The sequence below is a fragment of the Sphingomonas flavalba genome (assembly GCF_047553045.1).
Taxonomy (GTDB): Bacteria; Pseudomonadota; Alphaproteobacteria; order Sphingomonadales; family Sphingomonadaceae; genus Sphingomonas_L; species Sphingomonas_L flavalba_A.
The window spans coordinates 1,115,468-1,131,373 of the sequence record NZ_CP180208.1; the positions used below are offsets into that span (position 1 = coordinate 1,115,468).

General features: G+C 71.0%; 12 protein-coding genes. 3 read left to right on the forward strand and 9 right to left on the reverse strand.

The window, feature by feature from the left end; translation table 11 throughout:
- Positions 1-2: 2 nt before the first annotated feature.
- The 4 genes from hutU to hutI are packed head-to-tail and all read right to left on the reverse strand — an operon-like array spanning position 3 to position 5,213.
- On the reverse strand, positions 3-1,670 hold the full coding sequence (gene hutU, locus ACMT1E_RS05155) for a urocanate hydratase (protein ID WP_414902617.1): 1,668 nt from the start codon (positions 1,668-1,670) through the stop codon (positions 3-5).
- Positions 1,667-2,491, reverse strand: a complete 825-nt coding sequence (hutG, locus tag ACMT1E_RS05160; RefSeq protein ID WP_414902618.1) for an N-formylglutamate deformylase — start codon at positions 2,489-2,491, stop codon at positions 1,667-1,669. Before hutG ends, hutU begins: the two co-directional genes overlap by 4 nt.
- Positions 2,488-4,017 carry a histidine ammonia-lyase gene (hutH, locus tag ACMT1E_RS05165; RefSeq protein WP_414902619.1) on the reverse strand — a complete coding sequence of 510 codons (1,530 nt, stop codon included), beginning with the start codon at positions 4,015-4,017 and terminating at the stop codon, positions 2,488-2,490. Before hutH ends, hutG begins: the two co-directional genes overlap by 4 nt.
- Positions 4,014-5,213, reverse strand: coding sequence for an imidazolonepropionase (gene hutI / locus ACMT1E_RS05170; protein WP_414902620.1), 1,200 nt, complete (start codon positions 5,211-5,213; stop codon positions 4,014-4,016). Before hutI ends, hutH begins: the two co-directional genes overlap by 4 nt.
- 84 nt (positions 5,214-5,297) lie before the next feature.
- On the opposite strand from hutI, the gene ACMT1E_RS05175 reads away from it, so the two are divergent.
- The gene (locus tag ACMT1E_RS05175) at positions 5,298-6,671 is read left to right on the forward strand and encodes a formimidoylglutamate deiminase (protein ID WP_414902621.1); all 1,374 of its coding nucleotides are present in this window, start codon (positions 5,298-5,300) and stop codon (positions 6,669-6,671) included.
- A 6-nt stretch (positions 6,672-6,677) separates the two neighbouring features.
- Here the strand turns inward: ACMT1E_RS05175 and ACMT1E_RS05180 are convergent, their stop codons facing one another.
- Positions 6,678-7,391: a UTRA domain-containing protein gene (locus ACMT1E_RS05180; protein WP_414902622.1), complete on the reverse strand. Its 714-nt coding sequence runs from the start codon at positions 7,389-7,391 to the stop codon at positions 6,678-6,680.
- Positions 7,392-7,416: 25 nt separating this feature from the next.
- Positions 7,417-9,243, reverse strand: coding sequence for a DUF885 domain-containing protein (locus ACMT1E_RS05185; protein WP_414902623.1), 1,827 nt, complete (start codon positions 9,241-9,243; stop codon positions 7,417-7,419).
- Positions 9,244-9,613: 370 nt separating this feature from the next.
- On the opposite strand from ACMT1E_RS05185, the gene ACMT1E_RS05190 reads away from it, so the two are divergent.
- Positions 9,614-10,375 (forward strand): prepilin peptidase, encoded by a 762-nt coding sequence (locus ACMT1E_RS05190; protein ID WP_414902624.1) that lies wholly within the window; start codon positions 9,614-9,616, stop codon positions 10,373-10,375.
- Positions 10,376-10,411: 36 nt separating this feature from the next.
- On the opposite strand, the gene eda is transcribed toward ACMT1E_RS05190, so the two are convergent.
- The 3 genes from eda to zwf are packed head-to-tail and all read right to left on the reverse strand — an operon-like array spanning position 10,412 to position 14,351.
- Entirely contained in the window at positions 10,412-11,026 is a 615-nt protein-coding gene (eda, locus tag ACMT1E_RS05195; RefSeq protein ID WP_414902625.1) for a bifunctional 4-hydroxy-2-oxoglutarate aldolase/2-dehydro-3-deoxy-phosphogluconate aldolase, read from the reverse strand.
- The gene (edd, locus tag ACMT1E_RS05200; RefSeq protein ID WP_414902626.1) at positions 11,023-12,843 is read right to left on the reverse strand and encodes a phosphogluconate dehydratase; all 1,821 of its coding nucleotides are present in this window, start codon (positions 12,841-12,843) and stop codon (positions 11,023-11,025) included. Before edd ends, eda begins: the two co-directional genes overlap by 4 nt.
- Positions 12,844-12,884: 41 nt before the next feature.
- Positions 12,885-14,351, reverse strand: coding sequence for a glucose-6-phosphate dehydrogenase (zwf, locus tag ACMT1E_RS05205; protein ID WP_414902627.1), 1,467 nt, complete (start codon positions 14,349-14,351; stop codon positions 12,885-12,887).
- An 85-nt stretch (positions 14,352-14,436) separates the two neighbouring features.
- On the opposite strand from zwf, the gene ACMT1E_RS05210 reads away from it, so the two are divergent.
- Entirely contained in the window at positions 14,437-15,888 is a 1,452-nt protein-coding gene (locus tag ACMT1E_RS05210) for a coniferyl aldehyde dehydrogenase (protein ID WP_414902628.1), read from the forward strand.
- Positions 15,889-15,906 lie beyond the last annotated feature (18 nt).

A 15,906-nucleotide genomic window follows, 5' to 3' on the forward strand; every position in this document is an offset into this window, starting at 1 on the left:
GTTCAGCCGGTGATGGCGGGCAGGTCCAGCCCCTTTTCGCGGGCGCAGTCCAGCGCCTCCGGGTAGCCGGCGTCGGCGTGGCGCATCACGCCGGTCGCCGGGTCGTTCCACAGCACCCGTTCCAGCCGCCGCGCCGCCGCATCGCTGCCGTCGGCGACGATGACCATGCCGGCGTGCTGGGAATAACCCATGCCGACGCCGCCGCCATGGTGCAGCGAGACCCAGGTCGCGCCGCTCGCGGTGTTGAGCAGGGCGTTAAGCAGCGGCCAGTCGCTGACCGCGTCGGATCCGTCGCGCATCGCCTCTGTCTCGCGGTTCGGGCTGGCGACCGATCCACTGTCGAGATGGTCGCGGCCGATGACGATCGGCGCCTTCAGCTCGCCCGATGCGACCATTTCGTTGAACGCCAGCCCCAGCCGGTGGCGGTCGCCCAGTCCGACCCAGCAGATCCGCGCCGGTAGCCCCTGAAAGCGGATGCGCTCGCGCGCCATGTCCAGCCAGTTGTGCAGGTGGGCGTCGTCGGGCAGCAGCTCCTTCACCTTGGCGTCGGTCTTGTAGATGTCCTCCGGGTCGCCGGACAGCGCCGCCCAGCGGAACGGCCCGACCCCGCGGCAGAATAGCGGGCGGATATAGGCGGGGACGAAGCCGGGAAAGGCGAAGGCGTCGGCAACGCCATTGTCCTTCGCCACCTGACGGATGTTGTTGCCATAATCGACGGTCGGCACCCCGGCCTTCTGGAAGTCCAGCATCGCGCGGACATGGACCGCCATCGCCTGCCCGGCGGCTTTGGCGACCCCGGCCGGGTCCTGCGCGCGGCCCTTCGCCCACTGGTCCAGCGTCCAGCCCTGCGGCAGGTAGCCGTTGACCGGGTCATGCGCCGATGTCTGGTCGGTCAGCAGGTCGGGGCGCACCCCGCGCCGGAACAGTTCGGGCAGCAGGTCGGCGGCGTTGCCGAGCAGGCCGACCGACACCGGCTTCCTGTCCCGGCACGACCGCTCGATGATCTCCAGCGCCTGATCGATGCTGTCGGCGGCATGGTCGAGATAGCCGGTCTTCAGCCGCATCTCGATCCGGCTCGGCTGGCATTCGATCGCAAGGCAGGACGCGCCCGCCATCACCGCCGCCAGCGGCTGCGCGCCGCCCATGCCGCCAAGCCCGGCGGTCAGCAGCCAGCGGCCGGACAGGTCGCCGCCATAATGCTGGCGCCCCATCTCGACGAACGTCTCGTAGGTGCCCTGCACGATGCCCTGGCTGCCGATGTAGATCCACGACCCCGCCGTCATCTGGCCGTACATCGCCAGCCCCTTGCGATCGAGTTCGTTGAAATGCTCCCACGTCGCCCAGTGGGGGACGAGGTTTGAATTGGCGATCAGCACGCGCGGCGCGTCGGCATGGGTGCGGAACACGCCGACCGGCTTGCCCGACTGGACGAGCAGCGTCTCGTCCGCGTCCAGCCGCTTCAGCGTCTCGACGATCCGGTCATAGCTTTCCCAGTCGCGCGCCGCCCGGCCGATGCCGCCGTAGACGACCAGTTCATGCGGGTTTTCTGCCACGTCCGGCGCCAGGTTGTTCATCAGCATGCGCAGCGGCGCCTCGGTCAGCCAGCTTTTCGCCGACAGGGCGGTGCCGGTCGGCGGGGTGACGGCGCGGCTGTTGTCGTGGCGGGTCATTGCATGTCCTTTCCGCTGCCGGCGAAGGCCAGGCAGCCTGCCAATATCCCTTCCAGCACGGCGGTCAGCGGCGCGGCGCGGGCGGGGTCGAACGGGGTGGGCCAGTTGGCCGGCGCCGGCACGGCCGGCTCATCGATATAGCCGCGGCAGGCCAGCTCCATCTGGATGGCGTGGACGCCGTCCTGTGGCCGCCCGTAATGCCGGGTGGTCCAGCCGCCCTTGAACCGGCCGTTCAGCACATGGCCCATGCCGCTCGCCCCGCAGCGGGCGACGACGGCGTCGGCCAGTTCCGCCGCGCAGGTCGCGCCGCCGTTGGTGCCGATGTTGAATTGCGGCAATTCGCCGTCGAACAGCCGGGGAATGCGCGAGCGGATCGAATGGGCGTCGTACAGCACGACGCGGCCGTGGGCGGCGCGCAGCCGCGCGATCTCGGCGGCGAGCGCGGTGTGATAGGGCTTGAAATAGCGTTCGGTGCGCCGGGCGATCTCAGCCGCATCGGGCGGTGCGGCGCGGTAGAGTGGATCGCCGTCGAAGCTGGTCGTCGGGCACAGCTCGGTCGTCGTCTGTCCGGGGTAGAGCGACGCGCCGCTCGGGTCGCGGTTGACGTCGATCACGGTGCGCGAAATGTCGGTCCGCACCGTCGTCGCGCCGATGTCGGCGGCGAAGGCGTAGAGCCGGTCGACCCACCAGTCGGCATCGCGCCGCGCCAGCCAGGGCGACGACAGCGTGCGCAGCACCGCGTCGGGGATTGCGGTGCCGGTATGCGGGAAGGCGACGATCAGCGGCGCCGCGCCCCGGCGGACATGCAGCCAGTCGGTCATGCCAGCCCCGGCAGCGGCAGGCCGGCGGCGCCGCCGACCGCGCCGGAACGGACCAGTGCCGCCGCCGCCTCTATATCCGGGTGGAAATGGCGGTCGTCATCCAGATGCGGCACCTTGGCGCGCAACAGGTCGCGCACCGACTCCAGCGGGCCGCTCGACGCCAGCGGCGCGTGGAAATCGCAGCCCTGTGCGGCAGCGAGCAATTCGATGCCGATAATCGCGCCAAGGTTGGCCGCCATCGGTGCCAGCCGCCGTGCGCCGTGCGCCGCCATCGACACATGGTCCTCCTGATTGGCGGAGGTCGGGATCGAATCGACGCTGGCCGGGTAGGCGGCCTGCTTGTTCTCCGAAACCAGCGCCGCCGCCGTCACCTGCGGGATCATGAAGCCGGAATTCAGCCCCGGTTTCGGGGTCAGGAATGCGGGCAGGCCGGACAGCGCCGGGTCGACCAGCATCGCGATCCGCCGTTCGGTGATCGACCCGATCTCGCACAGCACCAGCGCGATCATGTCGGCGGCCAGCGCCACCGGCTCGGCGTGGAAATTGCCGCCGGACAGCGCCTCGTCGGCGTCGGCGAAGATCAGCGGGTTGTCGGACACGCCGTTGGCCTCGGTCGCCAGCGTCGCCGCCGCCTGGCGCAGCACGTCCAGCGTCGCGCCCATCACCTGCGGCTGGCAGCGCAGGCAATAGGGGTCCTGCACCCGCGCGTCGTTTTCCAGATGCGACGCGCGGATCGCCGATCCGGCCATCAGCGCGCGCAGCGCCGATGCCGTCTCGATCTGCCCGGCATGGCCGCGCAGCGCGTGAATGCGCGGGTCGAACGGGGTGTCGGACCCTTTCGCCGCCTCGGTCGCCAGCGCGCCGGTGACCAGCGCCGCCTGCAACAGCCGTTCCGCCTCGAACAGTCCGGCAAGCGCGTTGGCGGTCGAGAATTGCGTGCCGTTGAGCAGCGCCAGCCCTTCCTTCGGCCCCAGCACCAACGGCGCCAGCCCGGCGCCGGCCAGCGCGTCCGCCGCCGGCACCGCCCGCCCATCAACCGCAATCGTTCCGACGCCGATCATCGCGGCGGTCATGTGGGCGAGCGGGGCAAGGTCGCCGCTGGCGCCGACCGATCCCTGCGCCGGAACCACCGGGGTCAGCCCGCCGCGCAGCATCGCCTCCAGAAGCGCCACGGTGTCCGGCCGCACGCCGGATGCGCCCTGCGCCAGGCTCGCCAGCTTCAACGCCATCATCAGCCGGACGACCGGGACGGGCGACGGCGCGCCGGTGCCGGCGGCGTGGCTCAGCACGATATTGCGCTGCAACGTCTCCAGCTCGTCGGCGGCGATGCTGACGCTGGCCAGCTTACCGAAGCCGGTGTTGATGCCGTAGACCGGCTTGCCCTTGGCCAGAATGCGCGCGACCGCCGCCGCGCTGGCGGCGATCGCCGGGGCGGATGCCGGGTCCAGCCGCGCGTCCGCCCCGCGATAGAGCGCGCGCCAGTCGGCCAGCGGCACCCGGCCGGGGGACAGGGTGATGATCGTCATTGGCCCCTCCAGACGCGGGCGTGCAGCGGGTTGAAGCCGATGCGGTAGACAAGCTCCGCCGGCCGCTCGATGTTCCAGATCGCCAGATCGCAGCTCTTGCCGACGGCGATCGTCCCGGTCTTGCAGCCGATGCCGAGCGCCATCGCCGCGTTGCGGGTGACGCCGGCCAGGCATTCGTCGACGGTCAGCCGGAACAGCGTCGCCGCCATGTTCATCACCAGCAGCAACGAAGTCAGCGGCGCGGTGCCGGGGTTGCAGTCGGTGGCGAGCGCGATCGGCACGCCGGCGGCGCGCAGCGCGGCGACCGGCGGCTGCCGCGTCTCGCGCATGAAATAATAAGCGCCGGGCAGCAGCGTCGCGACGGTGCCGGCCCGCGCCATCGCCGCCACCCCGTCCGCATCCAGATGTTCCAGATGGTCGGCGGACAGCGCGCCGTGGCGGGCGGCCAGCGCCGCGCCATGCTGGTTGGACAGTTGCTCCGCGTGCAGCTTGACCGGCAGGCCGCTGGCGGCGGCGGCGGTGAACAGCCGGTCGACCTGATCGGCGGAAAAGCCGATCCCCTCGCAGAAGGCGTCGACCGCGTCGGCCACCCCTTCCGCCGCCACCGCCGGCAGCATCGTGTCGCACAGCATCGCGACATAGCCGTCGGCGTCGCCGGTATATTCGGGCGGCAGCGCATGGGCGCCGAGGAAGCTGGTGACGATCCGCACCGGCCGTTCCTCGCCCAGCCGCCGCGCCGCGCGCAGCATCTTCAATTCCGCCTCGGTCGACAGGCCGTAACCGGACTTGACCTCGACCGTCGTCGCCCCCTCGGCGATCAGCGCGTCGAGGCGGGGCAGGGCGCTCGCGACCAGTTCGTCCTCGCTTGCCGCCCGCGTCGCCTTCATCGACGATACGATGCCGCCGCCGGCGCGGGCGATGTCCTCATAGGATGCGCCTTCCAGCCGCATCTCGAACTCGCGGGCGCGGTCGCCGCCGTGGACCAGATGGGTGTGGCAGTCGATCAGGCCGGGGGTGATCCAGCGCCCGGCGCAGTCGATCGTCTCCGCCGCGTCGATCTCCGGCGCCGTCGCCGCCCGGCCGACATGGGCGATGCGGCCGTTGCGCGCCGCGATTACCCCGTCCTCGATCACGCCGAGGCCGGGCGCCGACAGGGTGGCGATACGCGCGTTGGTCCACATCTTGTCACAGCGCATTGCCTGCTCCCGTCCTGTGCCGGAACTATTGCACCACGGCTTTTAAATGTATAGACATAATCAATCCGCCGAGGAGACCGGGCGATGCTGCCGCCACCTGCCACCGCCCTGCATTGTGCCGAGGCCCTGCTGCCCGGCGGCTGGGCCACGAATGTGCGGATCACGCTGGTCGGCGGGCTGATCGAAACGGTGGACACCGGCGTTCCGGCCCGCCCCGGCGACACCGCCGTGCCCGTAGCGCTGCCCGGCATGCCCAACCTGCACAGCCACGCCTTCCAGCGGGCGATGGCCGGGCTGGCGGAGGTGCGCGGCCCGGCCGGTGACGATTTCTGGACCTGGCGCGCGGCGATGTACCGCTTCGTCGAGCGCATCACCCCGGACGATCTGCGCGCCATCGCCGCGCTCGCCTATGTCGAGATGCTGGAAACCGGCTTCACCCGCGTCGGCGAGTTTCACTATCTCCACCACGATCGCGGCGGCACTCCGTTCGCCGACCGGGCGGAGATGAGCGCGGCGATCGCCGCCGCCGCCGCCGAATCCGGCATCGGCCTGACCCTGCTGCCGGTGTTCTACGCCCATTCCGGCTTCGGCGGCGCGGCGCCGGGCGCCGGGCAGGCGCGCTTCATCAACGATGGCGACGGCTTCGCCGCGCTGCTCGACGGCGCCCGCCGCGCGACGGCCGGCCTGCCCGACGCTATCGTCGGCGTCGCCCCGCACAGTCTGCGCGCGGTGACGCCGGACGAACTGGCGCGGCTGGTGCCGCTGGCCGGGGCCGCGCCGATCCACATCCACATCGCCGAACAGGTGAAGGAAGTTGAGGATTGCGTGACGTGGTCGGGCGCTCGTCCGGTCGCCTGGCTGCTCGCCAATGCGTCGGTCGACGCGCGCTGGTGCCTGGTCCACGCCACCCACATGACGGACGGCGAAGCGACGGCGCTGGCGGTAAGCGGCGCTGTCGCCGGCCTGTGCCCGGTGACGGAGGCCAATCTGGGCGACGGCATCTTCCCGGCCGAACCCTTCCTCGCCGCCGGTGGCCGCTATGGCGTCGGTTCGGACTCCAACGTGCTGATCGACGCGACGGAGGAACTGCGCCTGCTCGAATACGGCCAGCGCCTCGCCGCGCGCGGCCGCAACCGGCTGGCCCGCGCCGCCGGGGACTCGACCGGCGATACGCTATACCGCGCCGCTGTCGCCGGTGGCGGGCAGGCGCTCGGCATGGCGGCGGGGATAGCGCCCGGCCATCCGGCGGACCTGATCGGCCTGCACGGGGATCATCCGTCCTTCGCCGGCCGCAGCGGCCCGGCGCTGTCCGACGCACTGCTGTTCGCCGCCGGGCGCGGTGCGATCGACCGGGTATGGCGGCGGGGCCGGCCGGTGGTCGCCGCCGGCCGCCACGTCGCCCGCGATGCCGTCGCCGCCCGCTACCGCCGCTGCGTCGCCCGGCTGATCGCCGGATAGCAAAGCCTAGCCGACGAACCGCGCGGTCAGGGCGAAGGCGCCGGGGAAGGTCTGCCGCACCCAGGTGATCGTGTGCTTCGCCCGCCAGGTCCGCCGTTCCAGCACCAGGCAGGCGGTGTCCGCCGCTACCGCCAGCGCCGCGGCATGGCCGGCGGCGGGGAGGGCGATGATGCGGTGCTCCGCCTCCGTCCACGGCACATGGGCGAGCAGCCAGCTGCCCGGCGACACGGCGGCAAAATCGACGTCGATCGCCTCCGGCACTTCGGCAAGGCTGATTAGCCGCTCCTCCATCGCGAACGGCCGGCCGTCGGCGTTGTGGCGGCAGGTGACGGCCAGCACCGTGCTTTCCGCCGGCACCGTCATCGCCGCCGCCACCCGCGCGTCGCCGGCGTCGATCACCGCCCGGTCGATCAGGTCCAGCCGATAGGCCATGCCGCGCGCGCGGATTTCCGCCGGCACGTCCGGCACGGTCAGCGTCGCGACATGGGCGCGCGGCTGGGCGACGAACGATCCGGCGCCCCGCCGCCGGACGACCAGCCCGGCATCGGCCAGCGCCGCCACCGCCTTGTTCACCGTCATCCGCGAGCAGCCATAATGCTGCATCAGTTCATGCTCGTAGGGAATGCGATCGCCGGGGCGCAGCGCCCCGGACATGATCTGCCCCTCGATCGCGCCGCGGATGCGCTGGTGGAGCGAATGGGCGCGGGGCGCTGCGGTCACGACTGGCTGTTACTCCCCCCAGGGTTCAGGCTGTGCCGGTAGCGATATAGGCGTCGATCGCCGTCGCGAGAACCGCCAGCGGCACCGCCCCGGCCTTTATCACCGCGTCGTCGAAATCGCGCACGTCGTAACGGTCGCCCAGCGCCGCCTGCGCCTTGTCGCGCAGCCGGACGATCTCGCTATGCCCGACCTTGTAGCCGCACGCCTGCCCCGGCGCCGCGCAATAGCGGTCGATCTCGCTGGTGCAGGCGGCGCGGGCGCGGCCGGTGCTGGACACCAGGAAATCGATCGCCTGGTCGCGGCTCCACTTCTTCGCGTGCAGCCCGGTGTCGGCAACCAGTCGCGACGCGCGGAAACGCAGCGCCTGGTACATGCCCAGCCGCCCGAGCGGGTCGTTGTCGTAGAAGCCGAGCTCGTCGACCAGCTGTTCGGAATACAGCGCCCATCCCTCGGTATAAGCATTGAACCCCATCAGCGAGCTGATCAGCGGCACGTCGTCGCGATGCTCGGCGACATAGGCCCCCTCCCAGCTATGCCCCGGCAACCCTTCGTGCGCCGACAGCGTGGGGATGGTGAATTTCGGCCAGTTCCCGGTATCCTTCAGGTTGATGTAGTAGATCGCCGGCCGGGTGCCGTCGAGTGAGGCGAAGTTCATGTAGCCGAGCGGGGCGCCGGCCTCGATGTCGGGCGGCACCCGCTTCACCGTCACGTCCGCCTTCATCACCATCCGCGATATGCGCGGCAACAGCGCACGCAGTTCGTCCATCTTCTCGTTGACGTAGGCGATCGCCTCGGCGCGGCCGGCGTCGGTGTTGGCGAAAAGCTGCTTCGGGTCGCGGGTCAGCGCCGCCAGCCGCTCGCCGACCGTGCCTTGCGTCATCCCCTGCGCCTTCAGCACCGCGTCCATTTGCGCGTCCAGCTCCTTGCCCTGGTCCAGGCCCATCTGGTGCACCGCCTCCGGCGACAGGTCGGTGCTCGTCGCATAGCGCAGCGACCAGGCATAATAGGCTTCGCCGTCCGGCAGCTTCCACGCGCCGGCATCGGCATTGGCCCTGGCGCGGATCGCGGTCATCGCCGCGATCTGGCGGTCGAGCGCCGGGTAGACCGCGCTCTCGACGATCTTCGCCGCCCGCGCCGCCCAGTCGCCGGAAATCTTCCGTTCCGCCGCGCGGTCGGCGAGGGAACGGACCATCCGCGCCTTGGCCGCCGGCACCGCGCGCAGCCCGCGCAGCCCCTCCAGCGTCGTGTCGAGGACGAAGGTCGGGGCGATTACCCCCTGCGCGGCGTCGTGCTTCGCTCGCTCCGTTTCCTGGTCCAGCACGATGGCGAAGGCGGACAGGCGGGACAGATAGGCCTCGGCATCGGCGCGCGCCTCGATGCGATGGACGGAATCGAGGAATTCGGGGATGCTCTGGTAGGCGCCGTCCTGCTGGCTGATGATGTAGGGCGCGCCGCCGCCGAACGTGTCGACCGTGCCGTAGGCGAAGCGCTCGCCCGCCGCGCCGTTGCCCAGCGAATAGGCGACCGAGTCGTAGAGCAGGCCGTCATGGCCGCGCAGCGCGCCGCGGTCGACCGCCGCCAGCATCGCCTGGAAACGCTTGATGTCGGCGAACGTCTTTGTACGCGAGGCGGCCGATCGGTCGCCCAGCTTCGTCCGCGCCCAGGCGTTGGCGCCGCTGTCCAGCCCCAGGTAGCTGTAGGCCTCCGGCGAGTCCTTCAGCGACTCGTTGGCGATGGTGTCGAGCACCGTCGCCAGCCGGGGGTCGATCGCGGCAAAGGCGGGCCAGCCTGTGCCGGCCAGGCCGGCGGCGGCGGTTGCGGACAGGACGAAGGTGCGACGTGAAACGCTCATCGGGCGGCTCCGGAAAAGTAAGGATGGTCAATGCGTAGCGCCTCGCCGCCCCGGTCGCTAGGGGGCGGCTTGCGGCGGGGCTGCTCGCGCCGACCGCGCCTTCCCGCCGGCTCGGGTCACGCCCGTCGCCGCGCGGCTGCATCGGCGTGCCGGTGGCGTTCGCCGCGCTGCTGTTCGCCCAGACCCGGTTCGGCGACCCGGTGGTCATCACCGACGGCGCCCGCCTTCGCTTCGGCGATCGCATCGCCCTGCGCTGAGCGCGCCGATTCAGCTTTGCCGAATCCCGGCGGCAAGGCGATAAGCCGCCGATGCCAGCCGCCGCCCGTTCCCCCATGCGCCCGCGCGGGCCCACGCCCGGAATGACGGTGCGATGACCCTGCTCGCCGCCGTGGCCGGCGCCGGCGCCGGCGCGATCGCCGGCAGTTTCGCCGCGACCGTGGTGCTGCGCTGGCCGCGCGGCGTGTCGGTCGCGCGCGGGCGTTCGTGCTGCGACGGTTGCGGGCGCACCCTCGGCCCGGTCGAGCTGATCCCGCTTCTCGGTTTCGCGCTCCACGCCGGGCGCTGCCGCACCTGCCGTGCGCCGATAAATCGCCGCCACCCGGCGATAGAGGCGGCGGCGGCGGTGGTCGGGGCGCTCGCCCTCGGCCTGGCGCCGGACTGGGCGACCGGGGCGGCGGGGGCGCTGTTCGGCTGGATGCTGCTGACGCTGGCGGTGCTCGACCTCGACCATCTCTGGCTGCCGGACCGGCTGACCCTGCCGCTCGCCGCCCTCGGCCTCGGCGCCGGGCTGATTGGCGTCGCGCCGCCGCTTGCCGACCGTGTCGCCGGGCTGGTCGTCGGCTTCGGCAGCCTGTGGGTGGTGGCGGAGGGCTATCGCCTGCTGCGCGGCCGGGTCGGGCTGGGCGGCGGCGACCCGAAGCTGTTCGGCGCGATCGGCGCCTGGCTCGGCTGGGCGTTGCTGCCCTGGGTGCTGCTTGTCGCCAGCGTCGGCGGGCTGGCGGCGGTTGCCGTCATGGCGGCACTCGGCAAGCGCCCCTGCCGCGCGACCCGCCTGCCGTTCGGCACCCTGCTCGCCGCCGCCGCCTTCGCGCTGTGGCTGGTGACGGTGGTGATGGTGGTGATGGTGGGCTGATCGCGGTGCCGGCCCGCGCCGAAACCGAAATCCCGCCTACCGCAATCCCGCAGCCGCCTGCGCCGCGCGGGTGATCGCGGCGGTATCCACCGGCCCGCGCGGGACGATCCAGCTTCCGCCGACGCACAGCACCGCCGGCTCGGCCAGCCACTGCGCGGCGCTGTCGGCGGTGATGCCGCCGGTCGGGCAGAAGCGGATGTCGCCGAACGGCCCGGCCAGCGCCTTCAGCGCCTTCAGCCCGCCCGCCGCCTCGGCCGGGAAGAATTTGAACCGGTCCAACCCCAGATCGAGGCCGCGCATGATGTCGCCGGCATTGGCGACGCCGGGCAGGAACGGCACCTGCCGGTCGATCGCGGCGCGGCCAAGTGCGTCGGTCAGGCCGGGGCTGACGATGAAGCGCGCGCCCGCCGCCATCGCCCGTTCCAGATCGCGGGCGTTGAGCACCGTGCCGGCGCCGACGATCGCGCCCTCCACCTGCGCCATCTCGGCGATCACCTCCAGCGCCGCCGGGGTGCGCAGCGTCACCTCCAGCACGGTCAGCCCGCCGGCGACCAGCGCCTCGGCGATCGGCCGCGCGTCCGCCGGCTCGTCGACCACCAGCACCGGGATGACCGGGGCGGTGCGCATGATCGTCTCGACTGGCTGCATCATTCGGTCTCCATCGCGTGCAACAGGGGGGATGCACCGTGCTCTGCATCGTCGCAGCCGGTGCGGAACAGGGCGAACAGCTCGCGGCCGGTGCCGGGCGCCGGTTTCGGCCGCGCCGCTGGCGGCCGCGTTTCGAGGGCGACGCCGACCGCGTCTATCGTCCCGGCCACCGCGTCGACGCGGATGATGTCGCCGTCGGCGATGCGCGAGACCGGTCCGCCGTGCAGCGCCTCCGGGTAGAGGTGGATCGCCGCCGGCACCTTGCCGGACGCGCCGGACATCCGCCCGTCGGTGACCAGCGCGACGCGAAAGCCCCGGTCCTGCAGCACGCCCAGCGACGGGGTCAGCTTGTGCAGTTCCGGCATGCCGTTCGCCGCCGGCCCCTGAAAGCGGACGACGACGACCACGTCGCGTTCCAGCTCGCCCGCCTTGAACGCGGCGATCACCGCGTCCTGATCGGCGAACACCCGCGCCGGCGCCTCGATCACCCAGCGTTCTTCCTCGACCGCGCTGGTCTTGATGACCGCGCGGCCAAGATTGCCCTGCAGCAGCCGCATCCCGCCGGTCGGCTGGAACGGCGCGGATGCCGGGCGCAGCATCGCGTCGTCGCGGCTGGTCTCCACCGCCGGGGTCCAGGCCAGCGCGTCGCCGTCCAGCGCCGGCTCGCTGCGCCATGCGTCCAGCCCGCCCGGCCATGCGGTCAATATGTCGCCGTGGAGCAGCCCGGCGTCGAGCAGTTCGCGCACGACGAAGGCCATGCCGCCGGCGCGGTGGAAATCGTTCACGTCGCCCTGGCCGTTCGGGTAGACGCGGGCGAGCAGCGGCACCGCTTCCGACAGCGCTTCCAGGTCGGCCCAATCGATGGTGATGCCGGCGGCGCGGGCAATGGCGGGCAGGTGGATCGCGTGGTTGGTCGACCCGCCGGTCGCCATCAGCCCGACGGCGGCGTTGACGATAGCGCGTTCGTCGATCATCCGGCCGAGCGGGCGGTAGTCGTTGCCCCTCCAGCCGATCTCGGTGATCCGGTGGATCGCGGCGCGGGTGAGTTCCTGGCGCAGTTTGGTGCCGGGGTTGACGAAGGCGGCGTTGGGCGCGTGCAGGCCCATCACCTCCATCATCATCTGGTTGGAATTGGCGGTGCCGTAGAATGTGCAGGTGCCGGGGCTGTGATAGCTTGCCGCCTCCGCGTCGAGCAGTTCGTCGCGGTCGGCCTTGCCCTCTGCATAAAGCTGGCGGACGCGGGCCTTCTCCTTGTTCGGCAGGCCCGACGGCATCGGCCCACCGGGGATCAGCATCGCCGGGACATGGCCGAAGCGCAGCGCGCCGATCAGCAGGCCGGGGACGATCTTGTCGCAAATGCCGAGCAGGGCCACGCCCTCGAACATCGCATGGCTGAGCGCGACGGCGGTCGACAGCGCGATGCTGTCGCGGCTGAACAGCGACAGTTCCATGCCGGCCTGCCCCTGGGTAACGCCGTCGCACATCGCCGGCACGCCGCCGGCTACCTGCGCCGTCGCGCCCTTTTCGCGGGCGAACACCTTTATCAGTTCCGGGTAGCGACCATAGGGCTGATGCGCCGACAGCATGTCGTTATACGCGGTGACGATGCCGATGTTCATCGCGCCGCCGGCGCGGATGGCGGGCTTGTCCTCCTCCGCCGCGGCAAAGGCGTGGGCCAGGTTGCCGCAGCTCAGCACGCCGCGATTGGTGCCGTGGTCGCGCTGCGCCTCGATCATCTCCAGATAGGCGGCGCGGCTGGCCTGGCTGCGGCTGATCACCCGGTCGGTAACGCGGGCGACGGCGGGGTCGAGGCGGCTCATCTCATCATGCTCCCGGCCGCATCGCGGCCCTACTGTCAACGTCAGTCATGCCAACTGGCTCCATCGCGCTCGATCAGCGCGATCGCCGCGCTCGGCCCCCATGTGCCGGCGGTATAGTGCCGTGTCTCCACCTGCGCCCCGGCCCAGGCGGCATGGATCGAATCGATCCACGTCCACGCCGCTTCCACCTCGTCGCGGCGGACGAACAGCGTCGGGTCGCCTTCCAGCAGGTCGAGCAGCAGCCGTTCGTAGGCGATGCGGCGGCGCTGCCCGGCGGCGCTGGTCGACAGCGACACGTCGAGCGCGACCTCGCGCAGCTCGATGCCGTCGCGGTCCAGCCCCGGCTGCTTCGCCATCACCAGCAGGCGGATGTTTTCCTCCGGCTGGATGCTGATGATCATCGTGTTCGGCCGCAACGCTGCCGGCTTGCCGTTGCCGGAAAAGATCGAATGCGGCACCGGCCGGAACTGGACGAGGATTTCGGACCGGCGCTCCGGCATCCGCTTGCCGGTGCGCAGATAGAAGGGCACGTTCTTCCACCGCCAGTTGTCGATGAACGCCTTGACCGCGACGAAGGTTTCGGTGGCGGAGTCCTGGCCCAGCTCTTCGGCATAGCCCTTGACCGGCTGGCCGCCGACGGCGCCGGCGTCATACTGGCCGCGCACGCTGTGGCGCTGGGCATCGGCGGCATCCATCGCTCGCAAAGAGCGCAGAATCTTCACCTTTTCGTCGCGCACCGACGCCGGACTCATCGACGCCGGCGGCTCCATCGCGACCAGCGCCAGCAATTGCAGCATATGGTTCTGCACCATGTCCTTCAGCGCGCCGACGCCGTCGTAATAGGACACCCGGCCTTCCAGCCCGACGGTCTCGGCGACGGTAATCTGGACATGCTCGATCGCGCCGGCGTTCCACAGCGGCTCGAACAGCATGTTGCCGAACCGCAGGACCAGCAGGTTCTGCACCGTTTCCTTGCCAAGATAATGGTCGACGCGGAACACCTGGTCTTCGGCGAACACCGCGTTCACCCCGTCGTTGACGGCGCGCGACGATGCCAGGTCCTGGCCGATCGGCTTTTCCATCGCGATGCGGACATGGGCGCCGGCCAGCCCGGCCTCGCCCAGCCCCTTGGCGACCGGGGCGAACAGCGACGGCGGCGTCGACAGGTAAACCGCCACCCCCTTGTCGCGCGCCGGGCCGACCATATCGGCCAGCCGGGTGAAATCCGCCGCCTTGCCGACGCTGACCGGGCAATAGCGGATGCGCGCCAGAAACGCGTCGGCGGTTTCCGCGTCGTGGCGGCCTTCGCCCAGAAAGCCGGGCAGGCTCTTGGCGATGTCGGCGCGGAACGCCGCATCGGTCATCTCGCTGCGCCCGGACGCGATGATCGCGATATCGTCGGGCAGCAGCCGGTCGGCGAACAGGTTGTAAAGCGACGGAAACAACATGCGGTGCGCCAGGTCGCCGGTGGCGCCGAACAGGATGACGGTATGGAATGTCTCGGCCAAGGCGCGCTCCGCATCAGGATGGACGGGCGCCGGAGTAGGGCCTTCATTCCCGTTCGACAATGGTTGATCTTCAGCGGATAAGGCGATGCGAAACGAACCGGAGGGGGACACGGTGATGGCCGATCGGATGGCGGCGGTGCTGGCGGCGCAGCGCGCGGCCATCATGGCGGAATTGCCGGTACCGGTCGCGGTGCGCCGCGACCGGTTGCAGCGCGCGGTGGCGTTGCTCGTCGATCAGGCGGAGCCGATCGCGGTGGCGCTGTCCGACGATTTCGGCCACCGCAGCCGCGAACAGACGTTGCTGACCGACGTGCTCGGCGCGATCCGCGCGCTGAAGCACGCCGCCCGCCATGCCGCGCGCTGGGCGCGGCCGGAACGGCGGCGGCTCGACTTTCCGCTCGGCCTGCTCGGCGCGCGGGCGTGGGTCGCCTGGCAGCCGAAGGGTGTCGTCGGCATCATCGCGCCGTGGAATTTCCCGATCCAGCTTGCCTTCGCGCCGCTCGCCGGGGCGTTCGCCGCCGGCAACCGGGCGATGCTCAAAATGTCGGAATATGTTCCGGCGACCACCGCGCTGCTCGAACAGGCGGTGCCGCGCTATTTCGCGGAGGACGAACTGACGGTGTTCGGCGGCGGGCCGGAAGCGGGGCAGGCCTTCGCCGCCTTGCCGTTCGACCATCTGCTGTTCACCGGCGCGACGGGGATCGGCCGTCACATCCTCCATGCCGCCGCCGACAATCTGACGCCGGTGACGCTGGAACTGGGCGGCAAGTCGCCGGCGATCATCGGCCGCTCCGCCGACATCGCCCGCGCGGCGGAACGCATCGCGATGGGCAAGCTGCTGAACGCCGGCCAGATTTGCCTCGCCCCCGATTACCTGCTGGTGCCGGAGGAGGGGGAGGACGCCGTCGTCGCCGGCCTCGCCGCCGCGGCGGCACGCCTCTACCCGACGATGCGCGCCAACCCGGATTATACGGCGGTGGTCAACAGCCGCCATTTCGACCGGCTGAACAACTGGGTCGCCGACGCCCGCGAAAAGGGGGCGACGGTAGAGGTCATCAACCCGGCGGGGAAGGACTTCGCCGGGTCGAACGGCACGCGGATGCCGCTCCACATCATCCGCGGCGCCACCGACGAGATGACGGTGATGCAGCAGGAGATTTTCGGCCCCGTCCTGCCGATCCGCCGCTACCGCGCGATCGACGACGCGATTGCGGAGGTGAACGCCCGGCCGCGCCCGCTCGGCCTCTATTATTTCGGCGAGGACGCGGGCGAGCAGCAGACGGTGCTCGACCGGACGATCTCCGGCGGTGTGACGCTGAATGACGTGATCTTCCATACCGCGATGGAGGATCTGCCGTTCGGCGGCATCGGCCCGTCCGGCATGGGCAGCTATCACGGCATCGACGGGTTCCGCACGTTCAGCCACGCCAAGGCGGTCTACCGCCAGCCGCGCCTCGACGTTGCAAAGCTCGCCGGGTTCAAGCCGCCCTACGGCGCCGCCACCCGCCGCGCGATCGCCCGCGAACTGAAACGCTGATCCGCTTGCCGCCAGCGG

Coding starts and splice junctions, on each gene's coding strand:
- hutU (WP_414902617.1), bottom strand. CDS start 1,670: ATGACCCGCCACGACAACAGCCGCGCCGTCACCCCGCCGACCGGCACC.
- hutG (WP_414902618.1), bottom strand. CDS start 2,491: ATGACCGACTGGCTGCATGTCCGCCGGGGCGCGGCGCCGCTGATCGTC.
- hutH (WP_414902619.1), bottom strand. CDS start 4,017: ATGACGATCATCACCCTGTCCCCCGGCCGGGTGCCGCTGGCCGACTGG.
- hutI (WP_414902620.1), bottom strand. CDS start 5,213: ATGCGCTGTGACAAGATGTGGACCAACGCGCGTATCGCCACCCTGTCG.
- ACMT1E_RS05175 (WP_414902621.1), top strand. CDS start 5,298: ATGCTGCCGCCACCTGCCACCGCCCTGCATTGTGCCGAGGCCCTGCTG.
- ACMT1E_RS05185 (WP_414902623.1), bottom strand. CDS start 9,243: ATGAGCGTTTCACGTCGCACCTTCGTCCTGTCCGCAACCGCCGCCGCC.
- ACMT1E_RS05190 (WP_414902624.1), top strand. CDS start 9,614: ATGACCCTGCTCGCCGCCGTGGCCGGCGCCGGCGCCGGCGCGATCGCC.
- eda (WP_414902625.1), bottom strand. CDS start 11,026: ATGATGCAGCCAGTCGAGACGATCATGCGCACCGCCCCGGTCATCCCG.
- edd (WP_414902626.1), bottom strand. CDS start 12,843: ATGAGCCGCCTCGACCCCGCCGTCGCCCGCGTTACCGACCGGGTGATC.
- ACMT1E_RS05210 (WP_414902628.1), top strand. CDS start 14,437: ATGCGAAACGAACCGGAGGGGGACACGGTGATGGCCGATCGGATGGCG.